This window comes from Streptomyces sp. CA-106110 (assembly GCF_050936285.1).
GTDB lineage: Bacteria > Actinomycetota > Actinomycetes > Streptomycetales > Streptomycetaceae > Streptomyces.
This window is the reverse complement of sequence record NZ_JBNJNB010000001.1, coordinates 3,927,124-3,945,983: the sequence shown is the minus strand read 5'-3', so window position 1 is coordinate 3,945,983 and position 18,860 is coordinate 3,927,124. Positions and strand designations below refer to the sequence as shown.

General features: G+C 68.3%; 22 protein-coding genes and 2 pseudogenes. 22 read left to right on the top strand and 2 right to left on the bottom strand.

What is annotated here, in order from left to right:
• Nucleotides 1–74: 74 nt before the first annotated feature.
• Nucleotides 75–1,013 carry a hypothetical protein gene (locus ACQEXA_RS18145; protein ID WP_432933217.1) on the top strand — a complete coding sequence of 313 codons (939 nt, stop codon included), beginning with the start codon at nt 75–77 and terminating at the stop codon, nt 1,011–1,013.
• 98 nt (nt 1,014–1,111) lie between these two features.
• Nucleotides 1,112–1,813 (top strand): class F sortase, encoded by a 702-nt coding sequence (locus ACQEXA_RS18140; protein WP_432933219.1) that lies wholly within the window; start codon nt 1,112–1,114, stop codon nt 1,811–1,813.
• 1,407 nt (nt 1,814–3,220) lie between these two features.
• Here ACQEXA_RS18140 and ACQEXA_RS18135 read toward each other — a convergent pair.
• The gene (locus tag ACQEXA_RS18135; RefSeq protein WP_432933221.1) at nt 3,221–3,784 is read right to left on the bottom strand and encodes a GNAT family N-acetyltransferase; all 564 of its coding nucleotides are present in this window, start codon (nt 3,782–3,784) and stop codon (nt 3,221–3,223) included.
• Nucleotides 3,781–4,554, bottom strand: a complete 774-nt coding sequence (locus ACQEXA_RS18130) for a GntR family transcriptional regulator (RefSeq protein ID WP_432933223.1) — start codon at nt 4,552–4,554, stop codon at nt 3,781–3,783. The genes ACQEXA_RS18135 and ACQEXA_RS18130 overlap by 4 nt, the downstream gene beginning before the upstream one ends.
• 161 nt (nt 4,555–4,715) lie before the next feature.
• Between ACQEXA_RS18130 and ACQEXA_RS18125 the strand changes: the two genes are divergently transcribed.
• The 20 genes and pseudogenes from ACQEXA_RS18125 (at nt 4,716) to ACQEXA_RS18030 (ending at nt 18,849) form a co-directional block, all read left to right on the top strand.
• Nucleotides 4,716–5,045, top strand: a complete 330-nt coding sequence (locus tag ACQEXA_RS18125; RefSeq protein WP_432928769.1) for a hypothetical protein — start codon at nt 4,716–4,718, stop codon at nt 5,043–5,045.
• 2 nt (nt 5,046–5,047) lie between these two features.
• The gene (locus ACQEXA_RS18120; protein ID WP_433130553.1) at nt 5,048–6,379 is read left to right on the top strand and encodes an FtsK/SpoIIIE domain-containing protein; all 1,332 of its coding nucleotides are present in this window, start codon (nt 5,048–5,050) and stop codon (nt 6,377–6,379) included.
• A gap of 81 nt (nt 6,380–6,460) precedes the next feature.
• The gene (locus tag ACQEXA_RS18115) at nt 6,461–6,649 is read left to right on the top strand and encodes a hypothetical protein (protein WP_432933228.1); all 189 of its coding nucleotides are present in this window, start codon (nt 6,461–6,463) and stop codon (nt 6,647–6,649) included.
• An 84-nt stretch (nt 6,650–6,733) separates the two neighbouring features.
• Nucleotides 6,734–7,387, top strand: coding sequence for a DUF2637 domain-containing protein (locus ACQEXA_RS18110; protein ID WP_432933230.1), 654 nt, complete (start codon nt 6,734–6,736; stop codon nt 7,385–7,387).
• 19 nt (nt 7,388–7,406) lie between these two features.
• Nucleotides 7,407–7,595: a mobile element transfer protein gene (locus ACQEXA_RS18105; RefSeq protein ID WP_359405007.1), complete on the top strand. Its 189-nt coding sequence runs from the start codon at nt 7,407–7,409 to the stop codon at nt 7,593–7,595.
• Nucleotides 7,596–7,609: 14 nt separating this feature from the next.
• A complete protein-coding gene (locus tag ACQEXA_RS18100; RefSeq protein WP_432933232.1) occupies nt 7,610–7,765 on the top strand; it encodes a hypothetical protein in 156 nt (51 codons plus the stop codon).
• Nucleotides 7,766–7,790: 25 nt separating this feature from the next.
• Nucleotides 7,791–8,096, top strand: a complete 306-nt coding sequence (locus ACQEXA_RS18095) for a SpdD protein (protein ID WP_432933234.1) — start codon at nt 7,791–7,793, stop codon at nt 8,094–8,096.
• Between the two features lie 94 nt (nt 8,097–8,190).
• Nucleotides 8,191–8,373 (top strand): hypothetical protein, encoded by a 183-nt coding sequence (locus tag ACQEXA_RS18090; RefSeq protein ID WP_432933236.1) that lies wholly within the window; start codon nt 8,191–8,193, stop codon nt 8,371–8,373.
• A gap of 4 nt (nt 8,374–8,377) precedes the next feature.
• Complete coding sequence (locus ACQEXA_RS18085; protein ID WP_432933238.1) at nt 8,378–8,614, top strand: hypothetical protein; 237 nt, start codon at nt 8,378–8,380, stop codon at nt 8,612–8,614.
• Nucleotides 8,611–9,102: pseudogene (locus tag ACQEXA_RS18080) on the top strand (replication initiator); the annotation flags it as partial. The gene ACQEXA_RS18085 and the pseudogene ACQEXA_RS18080, both read left to right, overlap by 4 nt.
• A 72-nt stretch (nt 9,103–9,174) precedes the next feature.
• On the top strand, nt 9,175–9,528 hold the full coding sequence (locus tag ACQEXA_RS18075; RefSeq protein ID WP_433134835.1) for a transposase: 354 nt from the start codon (nt 9,175–9,177) through the stop codon (nt 9,526–9,528).
• A 68-nt stretch (nt 9,529–9,596) separates the two neighbouring features.
• Nucleotides 9,597–10,418 carry an IS3 family transposase gene (locus ACQEXA_RS18070; RefSeq protein WP_433134834.1) on the top strand — a complete coding sequence of 274 codons (822 nt, stop codon included), beginning with the start codon at nt 9,597–9,599 and terminating at the stop codon, nt 10,416–10,418.
• A pseudogene (locus ACQEXA_RS18065) lies at nt 10,375–11,364 on the top strand (replication initiator); the annotation flags it as partial. The gene ACQEXA_RS18070 and the pseudogene ACQEXA_RS18065, both read left to right, overlap by 44 nt.
• Before the next feature lie 2 nt (nt 11,365–11,366).
• Nucleotides 11,367–11,561, top strand: coding sequence for a helix-turn-helix domain-containing protein (locus ACQEXA_RS18060; RefSeq protein WP_432939599.1), 195 nt, complete (start codon nt 11,367–11,369; stop codon nt 11,559–11,561).
• Nucleotides 11,561–12,799, top strand: coding sequence for a tyrosine-type recombinase/integrase (locus ACQEXA_RS18055; RefSeq protein WP_432933242.1), 1,239 nt, complete (start codon nt 11,561–11,563; stop codon nt 12,797–12,799). The genes ACQEXA_RS18060 and ACQEXA_RS18055 overlap by 1 nt, the downstream gene beginning before the upstream one ends.
• A 307-nt stretch (nt 12,800–13,106) precedes the next feature.
• A complete protein-coding gene (locus ACQEXA_RS18050) occupies nt 13,107–14,660 on the top strand; it encodes a gamma-aminobutyraldehyde dehydrogenase (protein ID WP_432939601.1) in 1,554 nt (517 codons plus the stop codon).
• Between the two features lie 54 nt (nt 14,661–14,714).
• Nucleotides 14,715–15,962, top strand: coding sequence for a polyamine ABC transporter substrate-binding protein (locus ACQEXA_RS18045; protein ID WP_359402746.1), 1,248 nt, complete (start codon nt 14,715–14,717; stop codon nt 15,960–15,962).
• 5 nt (nt 15,963–15,967) lie between these two features.
• Nucleotides 15,968–17,119 carry an ABC transporter ATP-binding protein gene (locus ACQEXA_RS18040; RefSeq protein ID WP_432933244.1) on the top strand — a complete coding sequence of 384 codons (1,152 nt, stop codon included), beginning with the start codon at nt 15,968–15,970 and terminating at the stop codon, nt 17,117–17,119.
• Nucleotides 17,119–18,048 (top strand): ABC transporter permease, encoded by a 930-nt coding sequence (locus tag ACQEXA_RS18035; protein ID WP_359402740.1) that lies wholly within the window; start codon nt 17,119–17,121, stop codon nt 18,046–18,048. The genes ACQEXA_RS18040 and ACQEXA_RS18035 overlap by 1 nt, the downstream gene beginning before the upstream one ends.
• A complete protein-coding gene (locus ACQEXA_RS18030) occupies nt 18,049–18,849 on the top strand; it encodes an ABC transporter permease (RefSeq protein WP_432933246.1) in 801 nt (266 codons plus the stop codon).
• Nucleotides 18,850–18,860 lie beyond the last annotated feature (11 nt).

Here is an 18,860-nt window from a genome sequence, read left to right as displayed (position 1 = left end):
CGGACGGAAAACCGCGCGGCGCGATCTCCTTGCTACACCACTCTTGTCATCCCTGGGGGATCACCATGTCTGCCGTGCTCGCGCGCCACCGCCTCACCCTCCGCGCCGCCGTCGCCACCGCCGCCCTCGCCGGCGCCCTGCTCACGCCGGCCGTCGCCTTTGCCGCCGACGGCCCGTCCGGCGCCGACACGCACTGCACCGCGACGCAGACCATCCCCTCCGCCTTCGGCGGCTGGACGGTCGACCTGACCAATAGCCTCTCGGCCGGCCCCAAGGCCGTGCTGAAGGACGACAAGGGCAAGACGGTGTCCACCGTGGACCGCGCCCACCCCGAGGACCTCGCCAACGGCCTCAAGATCAAGAACGCGGACACCACCTCCCCGCTCTTCCTCGACCGCTCCCAGGGCGACCCGGCGCCGTGGCGCACGACGCCTTTCCCTGCCCTGCCGAAGGACTGCCTGAACACGGGCACGGGCAGCGGTTCCGGTACGGGGTCCGGGTCGGGCGCCGGTACCGGCACCGTCACCGTCATCGGCAAGTGCACCGTGCTGCAGACCATCCCCTCCCGCTTCGGCGGCTGGACGGTCGACCTGACCAACAGCCTCCGTAAGGGCCCGAAGGCCGTGCTGAGGGACGGCAAGGGCAAGGCGGTGTCCACCGTGGACCGCAACCACCCGGAGGACACCGTCAACGGCCTGAAGATCGAGAAGGCATACAGCACCGCCCCGCTCTTCCTCGACAACAACCAGGGCGGCGACTCCCCCTGGCGCACGACGCCCTTCCCGAAGCTCCCCAAGGGCTGCCTGAACACGGGCAGCGGCACGGGTACCTCGAAGCACACCGGCACCGTCACCACCCAGACCAAGGTCGTTCCCACCGGCGCTGTCGCCGCGGGCGCCGAAGGCACCGGCAGCTCGCAGAACACCGCGCTCCTGGCGGGCGGCGCGGCCCTGGCCGCGGGCGGTGCGATCGGCCTCGGTTACGTGGTGCGCCGCCGCCGCGCGGGCGTCTGAACCCCCGACACCACCGCACCTGGCGGGCCACCGGTCGTCACCGGCGGCCCGCCTTCCGCGTCTCCCGCAGCGCGCCCAGGAAGCCCCGAGGAACCCCGATGAAGGCGCCCCCAGCCCAGGACACCCCGCCCCCGTCCCCGCCCTCCCACAGCCGCCTGCGCTGGATCGCGGCTACGGCGGCGGCAGCACTGGCCGTCGGCGGCTGGATGACGGTCATCGCCCTACACGCCGGCACCCCGGCACCCGCCGCACACGGCCCGGCAGCGAACATCACTACCTCCGCCCCACCGCCGTCGCCCGCATCCGCGTCCTCGCCCGCGTCCCCACCGGCTCCGCTGCCCGCATCCGTGCCCGTGCGGGTCCGCATCCCGGCCGCCGGCGTCGACACCTCCCCCGTCCTCCAACTCGGCCTGGCAGCCGACGGAACCGTCCAGGTGCCCTCCGTCGCCCAGGCCGACCGCATCGGCTGGTACCGGGAGGGCGTCACCCCCGGCCAGACGGGCCCGGCCGTACTCATCGGCCACTTCGACACCGTCAACGGGCCCGCCGTCCTGCGGAACGTGGCACGCGTGCGTCCGGGCGACACCATCACCGTCGACCGCGCCGACGGCTCCACCGCCGTCTTCGCCGTACGCACCCTGCAGCAGGTGGACAAGAAACACTTCCCCACCCAGCGGGTGTACGGCGACACCCCCCGCCCCGAACTGCGCGTCATCACCTGCGGCGGCGACCTGCGTGCGGGCCACCGTCCGGACAACATCATCCTGTACGCCGACCTGGTACGAACCTCCGCGAGCTGATCCTCACGGTGTGCGGAGCCGGTGATACGAACACGTCAGAGGCCCCGGATCTCTCGGGGGCATCTGATCTGAGCGCACTCGGCAGGATTCGAACCTGCAGCCTTCTGATCCGTAGCTCTACAGAGATCGGGCATCAACGGTCATACAGGCCGCCTGACGGGTGCTGATGGGCACTGCCGGCTGCAGGCGGTTGCTGTACTTCGCTGCTGTACGACCGGGGTCCGGTGGGGACTACGCAGGACGCCGATCGCGCGCCACGCTCGTGCAGCCACCCCGTGAGCCGCCTCTTACTCCCACCAGTTCGGCATCCGCCTCGGGCGCCCCCGGGGCACCTGTTGTCGGGACCACTCGACTCTACGGGGCATCGCGATCGACGAGCCTCATCTTTATCAGGTCGATCACGGCGCCTTCGGAAGCCTGCATATCGCCGATAGAGCGACTCGACACCGGCCCGCTGAAGTGCTTCGGAATCCGTCCGTGTTCGCGGCTGTTGGTGTCAGCCACTGGTGTCAGACATCGGTGGCCCACTCGACGGTTGCCCTGGCCGGGGAGTACAGGCGCCGCTCATTTTGCGTCGCCAGCATGACGAGCCTTGGCGAACACTTCAGCCTGGAGCTGAAGCACCGCACCGAGCACGATGATCCCCAGGGCAATGGTGGAAACAACCATCCCCGCTCCGGAAGAGAAGTCGAGAAGTCTAGCTCCGCCGTCCAGGACGAAGCCGCCACCCATCGCTATCCGACCCCAACCAGCCCTAGGCGACCGCGCGTACTCTGCGATTCCCCGGCTGCCGGTCAAGGTCAACACGCCCAGGACTACGACAAAGCAGCCGGAACCCAACATGATCCACGCAGACATGGCACCCCTCCGCGGGAAGGCTATTGCACGGGCAGGGCCTGCAGCCTTGCGGTGCGGTAAAACACACCGGTACAGGGCGTGCCAAGCCGCACCCGCTTCCCTCCTCGACCCACCGTCCGCCCCAGCTCCCATCCCGTCCGCCGTCGACCCACACACCGTGGAGCGGGCGTGGTTCATGGCGTCCAGGTGGAGCGCGCCACTGTACGAACGACCTGGACGCCATGGGCCGCGTCTGCTCGGCTCTGCCTGGGTCGATGGCGGACGGGATGGGAGCACCCCACGCACACCACTACGTGCCCGCGGTCGGCGACGGCGCCCCTCCATCCCGGTGCCGGCCGATCCCCCGCCGGAGGCATCGTCTTGACCGTGGGCCGTGCTCTGCGGTGATCGACTCATGGCTACCGGCCCTATCCACATGTGGGCGCGCGTCGGCGCAGCGCGGGCGGAGCGGGCCGGAGGCAGGAGCGGCGCCCGCAGCGGAGCCGGGAAGCGCGCCCGGCGGAGCGGAGCGCAGCCGGGGCTTGATGAGGTAGGGAAACCTGTAACAGCTCAGGCGCGCAGCGGTTGAGGGCCCGGCACCTCGTCGGTGAATCGGTGCTGCGCCAGTCGGGTAGGACGTTGGGCAAGCCAGCCTGAGACTCGTGGTCCGCCGTTGACGGCAGTGCCTTCGAGTACCGTCCTCACGTACTGGAACCCTTGCTCGAGGTAGTACCGCTGGAGCCGTTCATTCGTGGTCCATGCATCGAGTCGTAGCCACTTGGCTGACGCTCGGTACGCTCGATCGCCGGCCCAATCCAAAAGCCTGCCTCCGAGGTTCTGCCCGGCGTAGTCGCGGGAGACGGTCAGCTTGTTGATGAACATCGACGGCTCGGCGAGTTCCTCATCCGACCACAACCCCTCCTCTGCCTCCGAGGTAAGGGTGATCGTGGCAGCGGTCCGCTCTCCGTCTCTCAGCATGAAGACCGTTCCTGCTTCGATGGTGGCCAACAGGCGGTCCGCGGGGTAAGGCCGGCGCCACTGGTCGTTGCCTAGCTTGCCGATCCACGTCGCTGCTTCCTTCCGGAAGTCCAGCAGCCGATCGAGGTCAGCAGGGGTCGCGGTCGTGATGTTCACTTGGCTTCGTTCTCATTCCGGGCGGATAGGTTGCCGATCTCGTAGTTCATGCGGTTCAGGTCGCCTCGGAAGGTCGTGATCGTGCAGCGCACGGGGCGGTCCGTGGTGTAGCCCGTACGTGTCCAGAGAAGGACGGGGACTCCCGGGCCGATCTCCAAGAGACGTGCCTCTTCCGGCGTGGGCATCCGGGTAGCGATCTCATCGGCGTACCCCACCTGCTCGATCCCCAGACTGGTGAGGTATCGAGTGGTTCCTTCATCGATGTCGCCGGGCTCGGCAAGCCGGGGTGCTTCTTGGAGCAGCCAATCCGGGTAATGCGTCGCCTGCGTGGACCATGGCACGTCATCGACGAAGCGGTGGCAAAACCGCAGTACAGACCGGGAGCCTGGCTCCACCCGCAACCGCTGGGCGATGTCTTCAGAGGTGGTCGTCAGCTCCACCCGGAATCTCTGGTGCGGTCGCCGGCCTGCGTTCGTGACGTCGGTCGAGTACGCGTCGCCGTTCTGAGGGAAGTTCAGGTTCTCGAAGCGGGAGGCGTTCAGCTCGAAGATCTCGTGCTTCCGCACCTCGTAACCCAGGCCTTGGCTCGACGTGATCAGCCCCTGGCTGACCAGCAAGCTCAGCCCTGAACGGATGGTGTTCCGCGAAGCATCGAAGCGGGCTGCTAGATCGGCCTCCGAGGGGAGCCGTGCGCCAGGCCCGTAGGTGCCGTTGTCGATCTCGCGACGCAGCGCGTCGGCCACCTGCTGATACTTCGGCTGCTTGCTCATGCACCCCATCATGACGCACTCGCTCAACTTGTTGGTACATGTACGCCAGAAGTGCTTGACGACTCACGCTGAGTGCTGCAACCTTCTAGGTACGAGCTTGTACCAACAAGTTGCGCAAGAGGTCCAAGGGGCCTAACTCTGATCTGTTCAAGGAGATGGCTATGCCGTCGTTCAAGATCGACCTTTCGACCGCTGTGGTGTTCGTGGCGACCGCGCCGACGCCGAAGCTGGCCAACGCGAAAACCGGTGAGCGGGCGATGGATCGGGAGACCGGTGCCGCGCTGTCGACCGTGGGTCTGCTGGTCTCGGATGAGGGGGAGGGGAGCCTGTACCAGGTGACCATCCCGGAGACGGGCTACCAGGAGGGTCTGGTCCCGGGTATGCCGGTCAAGGTCATCGGGCTGAAGGCCCGTGACTGGGAGAACGAGTTCAACGGGCAGAAGCGGCACGGGATCTCGTTCCGCGCGGTCGCGATCACTCCGGCGGCCTGACCATGGACCTGTCGATGTGGCTGGAGGCCACGGGAGCCTTAGCGGGGGCTGGCGGGCTCGGCTACGCGAAGATACGCGCTCCGCGCGTGTATTGGTCGTTGGTCGGACTGCCGGTCACCTGGGGCCGCTTCACCGTGACCTATCGCTCCACGATGGACGTGTGCGGACTGACGGTGCAGCCGTCCCGCCTGCGGGCGTTCATGGCGCGCAACGTCGCCCGCCGCGAGGTCCAGCCGGTTCCGCCGAAGATCCGCCGGGTCTGGGGCACCTCGACCGGACTGCGGGTCACCCTGCGGCTTCCCGCCGGCCTGGAGCCCGCCGACCTGGCCGCCTCCTCCGAACGCCTGCGGCACGCCTGGGGCGTCCACTCGGTCACCGTGACCGAGACCAAGCCCGGATTCGTCGAGCTGCGCATGACCGGCCATGACGTGCTCCACCGGGTACGGATGCCCCGCAAGGCCAGCCCCCGCGACATGGTCGTGCCGGTCGCCCTGCGGGAGGACGGGACCGCGTTCGAGCGGGACTACCGCAAGGCACCGATGGCGCTCACCCTGGGTGCCAACGGGTCCGGGAAGTCGATGTACCAGCGCAACCTGATCAAGGGCCTTGCGCAACTGCCCGTGGCGCTGGTCGGCATCGACTGCAAGCGCGGGGTGGAACAGTCCGCGTATGCGCCGCGCCTGTCGGCGCTCGTGACTACCCCGGATGATGCCGCCTCGCTGCTGGATGTCCTGGTCGCCGAGATGGAAGACCGCTTCGACCTGTTGAGCCGACACGGCGTCTCCGACCTGTGGGAACTGCCCGACGAGATCCGGCCCGTGCCGGTCGTCGTCCTGGTCGACGAAGTCGCGGAACTGTTCCTGATCTCCTCCCGTAAGGACGAGGAACGCCGCGAGCGTCTCGTCACCGCGCTGATCCGGCTCGCGCAGATGGCCCGCGCGGTCGGCATCCACCTGGAGATCTGCGGGCAGCGTTTCGGCTCCGAGCTCGGCAAGGGCGCCACCATGCTCCGTGCCCAGCTCACCGGCCGCGTCGTGCACCGTGTCAACGACAAGCAGACCGCCGAAATGGGCCTGGCCGACGTGGCGCCGGACGCTGTGACTGTCGCCAGCCTGATCCCGATGGAACGCCCGGGTACCGCGGTGGCGGCGGATTCCTCCGGAGGCTGGTCCAAGATCCGCACCCCGGAAACCTCTCGCGATGAAGTCGCCGGGGTCTGCCGGGAGTTCGCCCACATGGTGCCGGACCTGCCGTTCCTCGAACCCTTCCGACCGCAACTGCCCGTGTCGACCCCCGGCGCGTCGCTGACCAAGCCCGTTCCGGTTGTCGACTAGCCGGCTTGCTCCACTCCGGTCGGCGCGACCGCCTTCGCGCCAGGTCCCTACCCGAGCCATGCCCGAAGAGAGAGGCCGCTCATGTACTCGCCCGAAGAGGACTATGACCGAACCCTCGCCCTGCTCGGCGATCTGAGTGCCTACGCCACGGTCCCGGGGGCTGATCAGGGCTTCATCGACGTGATCGGCCGTGCGCTCGCCGCGTCCCTGCCCACGCTGCCGCCCGGCTTCGACCCCAACGCGGGCCCCCAGTATCCCGGCCAGGAGTGATCACCGTGGCTACCGCCAACAAGCCCGCCTGCCGACCGGCCCCCGCGAAGTGCCCCGGCTGACCCCGGAAGGGAGGTGCCCCGCATGTCTCGCTCGATCCGCCCGGATGCCGTCCTGATCCAAGCCGTCATCGCCGGCGCGTTGTCCTTCGCCCACCTGCACGATGTGGCCGCAGCCGCCGGGCAATCCGGCTGGAAGGCCTGGGCCTACCCGATCTCCGTCGACCTGCTGCTGGTCGCCGCCTGGCGTCGGCTCCGCACGGCTCGTCGTGACCGAGCCGCCTGGACCTGGTTCGTGATCGCGCTGTGCGCCTCGCTCGGCGCCAACGTCGCCACCGCCGGACTCCTCGACCTGGCTCACGTTCCCGCCTGGCTGTGCATCCTCGTCGCCGGGTGGCCCGCCCTGGCCTTCCTCGGCGGAACCCTCCTCGTCCACTCCACCACCGACCCGGCTGACCCTCCACAGGCTGTGGACAACGAACCGGCGACCCCGGAAGTCGAGATGCACCGCACCGACGAACCGGATCCCGCCCCAGCCCCGGCGCCAGAACTGACTCCGACCCCGCCTGCGGCCGATACACCGGCCGTTCCCGCAGCGCTGCTGGACCACGCCCGAAAGATCGCCGACGCCCACCAGGCCTCCACCGGCTCGCCGATGCCCGCCAACGCGCTATCCGCCCGGCTCCAACTGCCCGGACCGATGGCCGACGCGATCGCCGCACACCTCCAACTCACCTGACCAGGAAGGAGCACCACCCGTGACCGTCTACCGCCGCTTCCGCGATCGGATCCGCATCGGCCCTGTGCAGGTCGGCACCTACTACGACGGGCGTGGCCGCGAGATGCACACGGCCGCCTGCACCGCCCCCGGCTGCGGCTTCTCCGCCGACTACCCCGACCGGTCCGGCGCCGAACTCGCCGCCCGCACCCACCGCTGCAAGGCCTAGGAGGACATCCCGCCATGGACGTCCCCCTCTGGCTCGCCGTGATCGTCGTCGGATGGCTCGGCGTCAAGCTCGTCCGCCCGCCGTGGTGGCTGGTGGCCGTGCTCCTCCTCGGCGGCTACCTCATCGCCCACAGCGTCCTCGGCCCCGCCGTCGGTGCGGTCGTCAAGTAACCGATCTTCAGAAGGGACAAGCCTCGTGTTCACCCCGAAGTACCCGGCCCCGGACACCGCACCGCCCCCGGTCATCACGGCCCATACCGCCCACGCTCCGGTGCCCACCGCACCGGCCCCCGCCCCTGCTGCCCCGATCTCGAACCGGCCGGTGGTGCAGCTCACCCCGGGCAGCGCGCTCGCCCTCGCGGCCGGCGGTGGCGCCGTGGTCCTGGTCGTCGGCGCGGTCCTGGTCTCCCTGCTGCTCGCTGTGGCCATCACCGCCACCTCGGTGGCCGTGGTCGCGGTCGTTCTCCGCTCCCTGCTCAAGGACATCGACAAGCACCGCTGAACGGCCCCCGGAGCGGCCTCCGTCGCCAAACTTTCGCCGCTCCGGGCGCCTGCACCTCTTCCAGATCCAACGGACCCGAAAGGGAAGCCCCATCATGCCCCAGCACGCCCCGAACACGCCCGTCTGCCGCGACTGCGACGGCTTCGCCACCGCCGCAATCACCACCGGCACCCGCCACCGCGACGGCACCCGCGCCACCCTCCACGTCACCTGCCCGGCCTGCAAGGGCACCGGCCACACCACTCCCGCCCCCGCGCTCACCCGCGCCGGGAGGTGACCACGTGAAGAGCCTCACCACTTCGGCCCACATCGAGCCGGACAGCCGCTTCCGCGTCACCGCCTTCGCCGATAGCGCCGCCCCCTTTGTCAGCCTCCGTATCGGGGGCGACCTCGTCGAAATCGCGCTGATTGCCTCCCCCGGTACCTCAGAGGCACTACGCAACCTGGCTGCCGCAGTACTCGAAGCCGCCGACGCTCTGGACGCCATGAACACCAACGCGCCGGAGGTGTCCGCGTGACCGACACCGCCACCGCGGCGGGCCTGGATACGGCCACCCTCGCCGACGTGCTCAGGGTGGCCGCATCCGGCGACTTCGACCGCTGGCAAGACCAGATCAAACGCACCGGCGGCTGCGCCGACCCCATCCGCCTGGTCGGCGCGACCAAGACGATCGACCCCACCACCGGCACGGTCCTGCACCACTACACGACCGAGCACGAACCGGGCGGCATGCTCCGTGTCGCGTGCGGCAACCGGCGGGCCTCCCGATGCCCGGCCTGCGCCTGGACCTACGCCGGCGACACCTACCACCTCATCCGCGCCGGACTGACGGGCGACCCCGACAAGGGCACCCCGCACACGATCCGGGATCACCCCCGGGTCTTCGCCACCCTCACCGCCCCCTCCTTCGGCCCCGTCCACAACCGCCCCGGCACCCGGCCCTGCGCCTGCGGCACCCACCACCCGAAAGACGCACCCGAACTCGGCACCCCGCTCGACACGGAGACCGGAGCCTCCCCCTGAGTGGTGGACACCCTGACCTCGACCCCGGTGGGGGTCGGGAGAGGGTGACCGATTATGGTGATGAAGGTCTATTCGCTCGAGTTCAAGGCCGACGCCGTGGCCCTGTTCCACTCGGATGCTGATCTCACGATCGCGCAAGCCGCGCGTGACCTGGGACTCAACGCGGAGACCCTGCGGAACTGGATCCGCGCCGACCGCGCCCGCGGCGGCAGCACCACCGGCTTGACCAGGAAGAACGTGACCAGCACCACCCCGGCCGTCGAGGCCACCCGCGAGGAGCTCGCAGCCCGCATCCAGGCCCTGGAGGCCGAGCTGAAGGCCGCCCGCAAGGAGAACGCCACGCTCGCCACCGAGCGGGACATTCTGCGCAAGGCGACGAAGTTTTTCGCCTCGGAGATGACCTGGTAGGCCGCTGCCAGTTCATCGAGGACCACTGCGAGACCTACCCGGTCAAGCGGCTGTGCCAGGTGCTCGACGTGCACCGCTCCAGCTTCTACAAGTGGCGGGCGGGTCGCGAGGCCCGCGCCGCGCGGGAGCGGACCGAGGCGGCCCTGGCGACGAAGATCAAGGCCGTGCACGACGACTCCGACGGCACCTACGGCTCCCCGCGCGTCACCGCCGAGCTGCGGGACACGCACGGCATGGAGATCAACGAGAAGAAGGTGGCCCGCGTCATGCGCAAGTTCAACATCGTCGGGGTGCACCTGCGCAAGAAAGTCCGCACCACCGTGCCCGAGCCGGCGAACCAGGTGGTGCCGGACCTGTTCGGCCGGGACTTCACCGCCGCCGAGCCGGGTGCGAAGTACATGGGCGACATAACCTATCTGCCCGTCGGCGACGGCGAGTTCCTCTATCTCGCCACCGTGCTGGATTGCTTCAGCCGCCGGGTGGTCGGCTACTCCATCGCCGACCACATGCGCACCGAACTGGTCGCCGACGCGCTGCGGATGGCCGCCACGACCCGCGGCAGCCTGGACGGGGCGATCTTCCACAGCGATCACGGAGCCCAGTACACGTCGAAGGAATTCGCCGACCTGTGCAAGGAGTTGGGCATCACCCAGTCCATGGGCGCCGTCGGCACCAGCGCGGACAACGCCGCCTGCGAGAGCTTCCACGCATCCCTGAAACGCGAAACACTGCAAGGCGCCCGCCGCTGGGACGGCGCCCGCGCCTGCCGGCTGTCCGTGTTCCGCTGGCTCACGCGCTACAACACCCGCCGCAGACACAAGAAGAACGGCCAGCTCAGCCCCGTCGCCTACGAGGCCCGACACTCAGCTACACTCACACTTGCCGCATAAGCATACAAACCGGTGTCTACTTCTCGGGGGGACCCCCCCCTACGACTACGCGGGCGCCGTGCTGTGGAACAACCACGCCTCCGACCTGTGGCGCTACTTCGCGATCTACCTGCGCCGCGAGATCGCCCGACGTGCCGGCCTCACCCAGACAGCCGCCCACGAACAATCCCGCGTCTCCTTCGGCAAGGTCGCCGAGTACCAAAAACGCGGAGCCGTCCACTTCCACGCCGTGATCCGCTTCGACGGACCCGAAGGACCCGAAGGACCCGACAGCCCGCCCCCGGCCTGGGCCACCCTCGATCTCCTCACCGACGCCATCCACGCCGCAGCCGCCCGCGTCTCCGTCGACGTCCCGCCCGCCGGTGACCAGCCCGCCCGCACCCTGCGCTGGGGCACCCAGCTCGACGTCCAGCCGATCGGCGCCTTCGGAGACGGCGAAGACATCACCGAACAGGCCGTCGCCTCCTACGTCGCCAAGTACGCCACCAAAGCAGCCGAGACCACCGGCACCGTCGACCGCCGCGTCGGCAACAAGGAAGCCCTCACCCTGCTCGGCGTGAGCGACCACCCGCGCCGGCTGATCGAGGCCTGCCTCGACCTGCACCCGCTCTACCCCGACCGGAAGTTACGGGACTGGGCTCACATGCTCGGCTTCCGCGGCCACTTCTCCACCAAGTCCCGCCGCTACTCCACCACCCTCGGCGCCCTGCGCCAGGTACGCGCCGACTACCGCGCAGAACAACAACGCGCCGCCCTCGGCCTGCCCGACCCCGACGACGACCCGGAGGCAACCACGCTCACCCTCGCCCATTGGACATACGCCGGCCACGGCCACACCGCCGGCGAATCCTGGCTCGCCGCCACCATCTACCGCGACATCCAACTCAACCGCGAAACCGCCCGCGAAGAACTCGCCGCCCTCGACACCCAGGAAGGGAGGTGGTGACTGTGGCTCGTCCGCTTCCCGCCCGTTACCTCACCCCGGTGGACCTGGCTGATCTGCTCGGCGTGCCGTTGGAGACCGTCTATCAATGGCGCCGCAAGCGCACCGGCCCTCGTGGCTTCCGTGTAGGGAGGCACCTGCGCTACGACCCCGAAGACGTCCGCCACTGGATTGCCGACTTGATGAAGGGGGCTGCCTGATGGCCGGGCACATCCAAGACCGCTGGTATAAGTCGACTGATGGCCCGGACGGCAAGCCCATGAAGATCAAGACCGAGCGCCACGGCGTCGGCCTGCGCTATCGCGCCCGGTATGTCGGCCCGGACGGTACGGAGAAGTCCAAGAGCTTCCCGGACAAGCAGAAGCGCCAGGCGGAAGCATGGCTCTCGAACATTGCGGCTGACATGTCCCGGGGCGACTACATCGAATCGGCCGCAGGCAAAGTGACCTTCGCGCAGTACGTCTCCCGTTGGCTGACGACGCAGACCACGGACCTGTCTACCCGACAGGTCGTGGAAATGCGCCTCCGGCTTCATGCCGTTCCTTACATGGGCACGAGGCCGCTGGCCTCGTTCCAGCCGTCGCACATCAGGTTGTGGATGCGTGCTCTGGAGGACACGGGCCTGTCGGCGGCGTATCGGCGGGGCATCTTCGCGCACGTCTCGACCGTCTTCACGTCTGCCGTGGAGGATCGGATCATTCGAGACAATCCGTGCCGATCGCGTTCGGTCAAAGCGCCGCGCCTCGATCCGCACAAGATCAAGCCCTGGACCGTTCACCGCCTAGAGACTGTCCGCTCCGCATTGCCGGATCGTTACCGCGCGGTGATCGCGCCGACCGCTGGGTGCGGCCTGCGACAAGGGGAGGTCTTCGGCCTGGCTCTGGAGGAGGTCGACTTCGTCGGTGGTGTCGTGCATGTGGTCCGTCAGGTGAAGGTGGTCAAGAACCGACCGGTTTTTGCTCCACCCAAGGGGGGCAAGGTCCGTGACGTCCCGTTGCCGGAGTCGGTTGCGTTCGCATTGGCGGCGCACCTCACCCGGTACCCAGCTGTCGAGGTCACGTTGCCGTGGAAGACGCCTGAAGGGGTGCCGGTCACGGCTCCGTTGATCTTCACGAGCCCGACTGGCAGGGCACTAAATGGTAATCACTTCAACAAGCGCGTCTGGCGGCCGACTTTGCGCGCCGCCGGCGTGCCGATCGGGCGTGAGAACGGCATGCACGCGCTGCGGCACCTTTACGCGTCCGTTCTGCTCGATGCGGGAGAGAGTATCAAGGCCCTGAGCGAGTACCTGGGGCACCATGACCCGGGGTTCACGCTCCGCACGTACACGCACCTGATGCCTGCGAGTGACGCAAGGACTCGGGTCGCCGTGGATCGCCTGTTCGGGCACGAGGCCGTTACCGGTGACGGCCCGGGGACGGCCCAGACCCTCGGGTAGGTGGCTGACCTGCGGGTGCCCCAGAAGTGCAGGTATTTGACCCTCGCCCCGGTCCGGACCTCGCTGACCAGGGCCTCCAAAGTATTGATCCTCCCCATGCACGTGAGTCTGGCAGCCACCACTGACACTCCGTCCTCCCGTTATCGGGCGGAGTCGACACCCTGGTCGACAGATTCCGTCGCGTAACCAAAAGGCAACAACGGAATCACTTGTTGGAGTGCACTTGCTCTGTCAGGATCGGCACTCAAATCGAGCCGAAGCTACGCCAGACCCCGTGGGACGCGGGCCGGCGGCGGAGGAGAGCGACATGTACAACCCGGGCAACGCCGGCGACGGCGACATCCACACCCGGACACAGGCGGCCGTACAGGAGCGCTTCGCGGACGGCGCGCAGTACATCGCGGGCAGTGCGGCCAAGGGCACGTCGGGCAACCGGCACGCGGTCGTCGACCCGTCGACGGGCGCCGAGGTCTACCGATACGAGACGGCCGGCCCGCAGGACGTCGACCGCGCCGTCGCCGCCGCCCGCGCCGCCTTTCCCGGCTGGTCGGCCGCCACGCCGGGCGAGCGCTCCGACGCGCTGCACCGCTTCGCCGCCGTTCTCGCCGACCGCGCGGTGGAGTTCGCCCGCTTCGAGTCCCTCCAGTGCGGCAAGCCCCTGAAGCTGACGCGGGAGTTCGACGTGCCCGGCACGATCGACAACACCGCCTTCTTCGCCGGCGCCGCCCGGCACCTCCAGGGGCAGTCGGCAGGCGAGTACTCCGGCGACCACACCTCCTATGTACGCCGCGAGCCCATCGGCGTCATCGGCTCCATCGCGCCCTGGAACTACCCGCTCCAGATGGCCGCCTGGAAGATCCTCCCGGCGATCGCCGCGGGCAACACCATCGTGCTGAAGCCCGCCGAGCTCACCCCGCTGACCTCGCTGCTGTTCGCCGAGGCCGCCACCGCGGCCGGGATCCCGGACGGTGTGATCAACATCGTCACGGGCACCGGAAAGGAGGCGGGCGAGCGCCTCGTCGGTCATCCCGATGTGGCCATGACCTCCTTCACCGGCTCCACCGCCGTCGGCAAGCGCGTCGCCGAGATCGCCACCGCCACCGTCAAACGGCTCCATCTGGAACTCGGCGGCAAGGCGCCCTTCCTCGTCTTCGACGACGCGGACCTCGAGGCCGCCGTCCAGGGCGCGGTCGCGGGATCGCTCATCAACACCGGCCAGGACTGCACGGCCGCCACGCGCGCGTACGTGCAACGTCCCCTCTATGAGGAGTTCGTGCGGCGGACCGCCGCCCTCATGGAGACCGTCCGGCTCGGCGACCCGTTCGCCCCGGGCACCGATCTCGGCCCCCTGATCTCGCACGTCCAGCGCGACCGCGTCGCCGGTTTCGTCGACCGGGCGCGTGCCTACGCGCGCGTGGTCACCGGCGGCGAGGTCCCCGACGGGGACCTCAAGGACGGCGCCTACTACCGGCCCACCCTTGTCACGGACGCAGCGCAGGACAGCGAGATCGTCCAGTCCGAGATCTTCGGGCCCGTCCTCGTCGTCCTGCCCTTCGACAGCGACGACGACGGCATCCGGCTCGCGAACGACACCCCATACGGCCTCGCCGCGTCCGCCTGGAGCCGGGACGTGTACCGGGCGAACCGCGCCACCCGCGAGATCAAGGCCGGGTGCGTGTGGGTCAACGACCACATCCCGATCATCAGCGAGATGCCCCACGGGGGCTACCGCGCATCGGGCTTCGGAAAGGACATGTCCATGTACTCCTTCGAGGAGTACACCCAGATCAAGCACGTCATGTTCGACAACACCGCGGTGGCCGAGAAGGACTGGCACCGCACGATCTTCGGGGACCGCTAGCACACAGGCCGCCCGACCCGCGGCCGTTCACCCTCCCGAAAGGGCACCACGCGCATGGAGCAGTACGAGCCCGACCGCCTGACCCCGGTCCAACTGGCCGCTATGCGGCGCAGCTTCCGCAATGGCAGGGCCTCCCTGACCCGCCGTTCGCTGCTGCGCGCCTCCGCGGGCGGCGCGCTCGCACTGGGCGGCCTCGGGGCGCTGAGCGGCTGCGGTATCCCCGCGGCCGGCAAGACGCAGGGCGGCACCACGACCGAGGACCACTCGGCGAAGGAGAAGGTCGTCAACTTCTCCAACTGGCCGGAGTACATCGACGTCGACGACAGCGGCAAGAACCACCCGACGCTCGAGGCCTTCGCCAAGCAGACCGGCATCCAGGTCAAGTACACCGAGGACATCAACGACAACAACGAGTTCTTCGGCAAGATCAAGCCGCAGCTCGCCGCGGGCCAGGACACCGGCCGCGATCTCATTGTCCTCACCGACTGGCTGGCCGCCCGGCTGATCCGCCTGGGGTGGGTGCAGAAACTGGACGCGGAGAACCTTCCGCACGCCTTCGCCAACCTGTCGAGCCAGTTCCGCACCCCCGACTGGGACCCGGGCCGCGCCTACTCCTATCCCTGGCAGGGCATCTCGACCGTCATCGCGTTCAACAAGAAGGCGCTCGACGGTGTCGAGGTCAAGTCGATCTCCGATCTGCTCGACAACCCGAAACTCCGGGGCCGGGTCGGCTTCCTGTCGGAGATGCGCGACAGCATCGGCATGACCCTGCTCGACATGGGCAAGGACCCGGCGAAGTTCACCGACGACGACTTCGACGCGGTGATCGCCCGTCTGCAGAAGGCCATCGACAAGGGCCAGATACGCCGGTTCACCGGCAACGACTACACGTCCGACCTCACCAAGGGCGACCTGGCAGCCTGTGTGGCCTGGGGCGGTGACATCGTCCAGCTCCAGGCGGACAGCCCGGACATCGACTACATCATCCCGGCAAGCGGGTACATGACGTCGACCGACAACATGCTGGTCCCGAACAGGGCCCGTCACAAGGCGAACGCCGAGCGGCTGATCGACTTCTACTACCAGCCCGACCAGGCCGCCGCCCTCGCCGGCTACGTGAACTACGTGAGCCCGGTCGACGGGGTGAAGCCCTATCTCGAGAAGATCGACGAGAATGCGGCGCACAATCCGCTGATCCTTCCCGACAAGGCCATGGCCGCGAAGTCGCACCCCTTCCGCTCGCTGACGCAGAAGGAAGAGACGGCCTATGAAGAGAAGTTCGCGAAGCTGACAGGGGCGTAACCACGATGACGACAGACAACAGCGGCGACGTCCGCCTCTCCGGGATCAGCAAGACGTACGGCTCCTTCACGGCCGTCCACCCGCTGGACCTGACCGTGCCGCAGGGCTCCTTCTTCGCCCTGCTCGGCGCCTCCGGGTGCGGCAAGACCACCACCCTGCGCATGATCGCCGGTCTGGAGGAACCTTCCTCCGGTACGGTCCGCCTCGGCGAACAGGAGGTCACGCATCTGCCGCCGTACAAGCGGCCGGTGAACACCGTCTTCCAGTCCTACGCCCTCTTCCCGCATCTCGACATCTTCGAGAACGTCGCCTTCGGCCTGCGCCGGCGCGGCATCAAGTCGGTGAAGAAGCAGGTCGAGGACATGCTGGAGCTGGTGCAGCTGGGCGAGCAGGCGCGCAAGAAGCCGCACCAGCTCTCCGGCGGCCAGCAGCAGCGCGTCGCGGTGGCCCGCGCGCTCATCAACCACCCCAAGGTGCTGCTCCTCGACGAGCCGCTCGGCGCCCTCGACCTCAAGCTGCGCCGGCAGATGCAGCTCGAACTCAAGCGCATCCAGACCGAGGTGGGCATCACCTTCATCCATGTCACGCACGACCAGGAGGAGGCCATGACGATGGCCGACACCGTCGCCGTGATGAACGCGGGCAGCGTCGAGCAACTCGGCTCACCCAGCGACCTGTACGAGAACCCGCAGACCACGTTCGTCGCCAACTTCCTGGGCACGTCGAACCTGATCGAGGCCGAGGTCGACTCCCGGAACGGCGCGGAGATCGTCCTCAAGGCCGGCGGCGGCAAGCTCACCCTTCCCGAGGCGCGCTGTTCCGCGCCGGCGACGGCGGGCGGCAAGGTGCTGGTCGGCGTGCGCCCGGAGAAGATATCCCTGACCCACGCCGACGACGCGGGCGAAGTCCCCGACGGCCGCAACCGCATCACCGGCAAGATCGCCGATTCCAGCTTCATCGGCGTCTCCACGCAGTACGTGATCGACAGCCCCGTCTGCCCCGAGTTCGAGGTGTACGTCCAGAACATCGACCGCGATCCCCGTCTGGTGCCCGGCGCCGAGGTCGTCCTGCACTGGAACCCGGCGCACACCTTCGGGCTGGACGCGGCGCAGGACATCGACGCCGGTGTGGAGTCCGTCGAGGAGGAGGCCGCCTGATGGCCGCTGTCACCGAGGCGCCGCCACCTCTCGCGCCCACCGCCCTGGAGGCGAAGCCCCCGCGCAAGCGAGGCCGCTTGACGCCGTACTGGCTGCTGCTGCCCGGCATCCTGTGGCTGCTGGTCTTCTTCGCACTGCCGATGGTCTACCAGGCCTCGACATCCGTGCAGACGGGCTCCCTGGAGCAGGGCTACAAGGTCACCTGGCACTTCGCGACCTACTGGGACGCGCTGTCCACGTACTGGCCGCAGTTCCTGCGCTCGGTCCTCTACGCCGCCGCCGCGACCCTGCTGTGCCTCGTGCTCGGCTACCCGCTCGCGTACCTCATCGCGTTCCGCGCGGGCCGCTGGCGGAACCTGATCATGATCCTGGTGATCGCGCCGTTCTTCACCAGCTTCCTGATCCGCACGCTCGCCTGGAAGACCATCCTGGCCGACAACGGGCCGGTGGTCGGCGCGCTCGGCACGCTGCACGTGCTCGACGTCACCAACTGGCTCGGCTGGACCCAGGGCGACCGGGTCCTGGCGACGCCACTCGCCGTGGTCTGCGGTCTGACGTACAACTTCCTGCCGTTCATGATCCTGCCGCTGTACACCTCGCTGGAGCGCATCGACGGACGCCTCCACGAGGCCGCGGGGGATCTGTACGCCAAGCCGTTCACGACGTTCCGGAAGGTCACCTTCCCGCTGTCGATGCCGGGCGTGGTCTCCGGCACGCTGCTGACCTTCATCCCGGCGGCCGGCGACTTCGTCAACGCCGACCTGCTCGGCTCCACCGACACCCGCATGGTCGGCAACGTCATCCAGACACAGTTCCTGCGGATCCTCGACTATCCGACGGCCGCGGCGCTCTCGTTCATCCTGATGGCCGCGATCCTCGTCATGGTCACGGTCTACATCCGCAGGTCCGGCACGGAGGATCTGGTTTAAATGGCCTTCGTCAACTGGCTCAAGCGCAATCTCGTCATCCTCGCGGGACTGCTGACACTCGGATATCTCCTGCTGCCGAACGTCATCGTCACGGTGTTCTCCTTCAACAAACCGAAGGGGCGCTTCAATTACGAATGGCAGCAGTTCTCGCTGGACGCCTGGAAGGACCCCTGCGGCGTCGCCGACATGTGCGGCTCGCTGTCGGTCAGCCTCCAGATCGCGGTCTGGGCGACGATCGGCGCCACGATCCTCGGCACGATGATCGCCTTCGCGCTGGTCCGCTACCGGTTCCGCGCCCGCGGCAGCGTGAACTCGCTGATCTTCCTGCCCATGGCGATGCCCGAGGTCGTCATGGCGGCCTCACTCCTCACCCTGTTCCTCAACCTGGGTGCGCAGCTCGGCTTCTGGACGATCCTGATCGCGCACATCATGTTCTGCCTCAGCTTCGTCGTGACGGCCGTCAAGGCGCGTGTCATGTCGATGGACCCGAGGCTGGAGCAGGCCGCACAGGACCTGTACGCGGGCCCGTTCCAGACCTTCCTGCGGGTCACCCTGCCGATCGCGGCACCCGGAATCGCCGCGGGCGCGCTGCTGGCCTTCGCGCTCTCCTTCGACGATTTCATCATCACCAATTTCAACGCGGGCTCGACCGTCACCTTCCCCATGTTCGTGTGGGGCTCGGCGCAGCGCGGAACGCCCGTCCAGATCAATGTGATCGGCACGACCATGTTCATCATCGCCGTGCTGTTCGTCCTGTCCTCCATGGTCATCGGCAATCGCCGGAATCGCCAGAAGGCGTAATGCACGCGTAG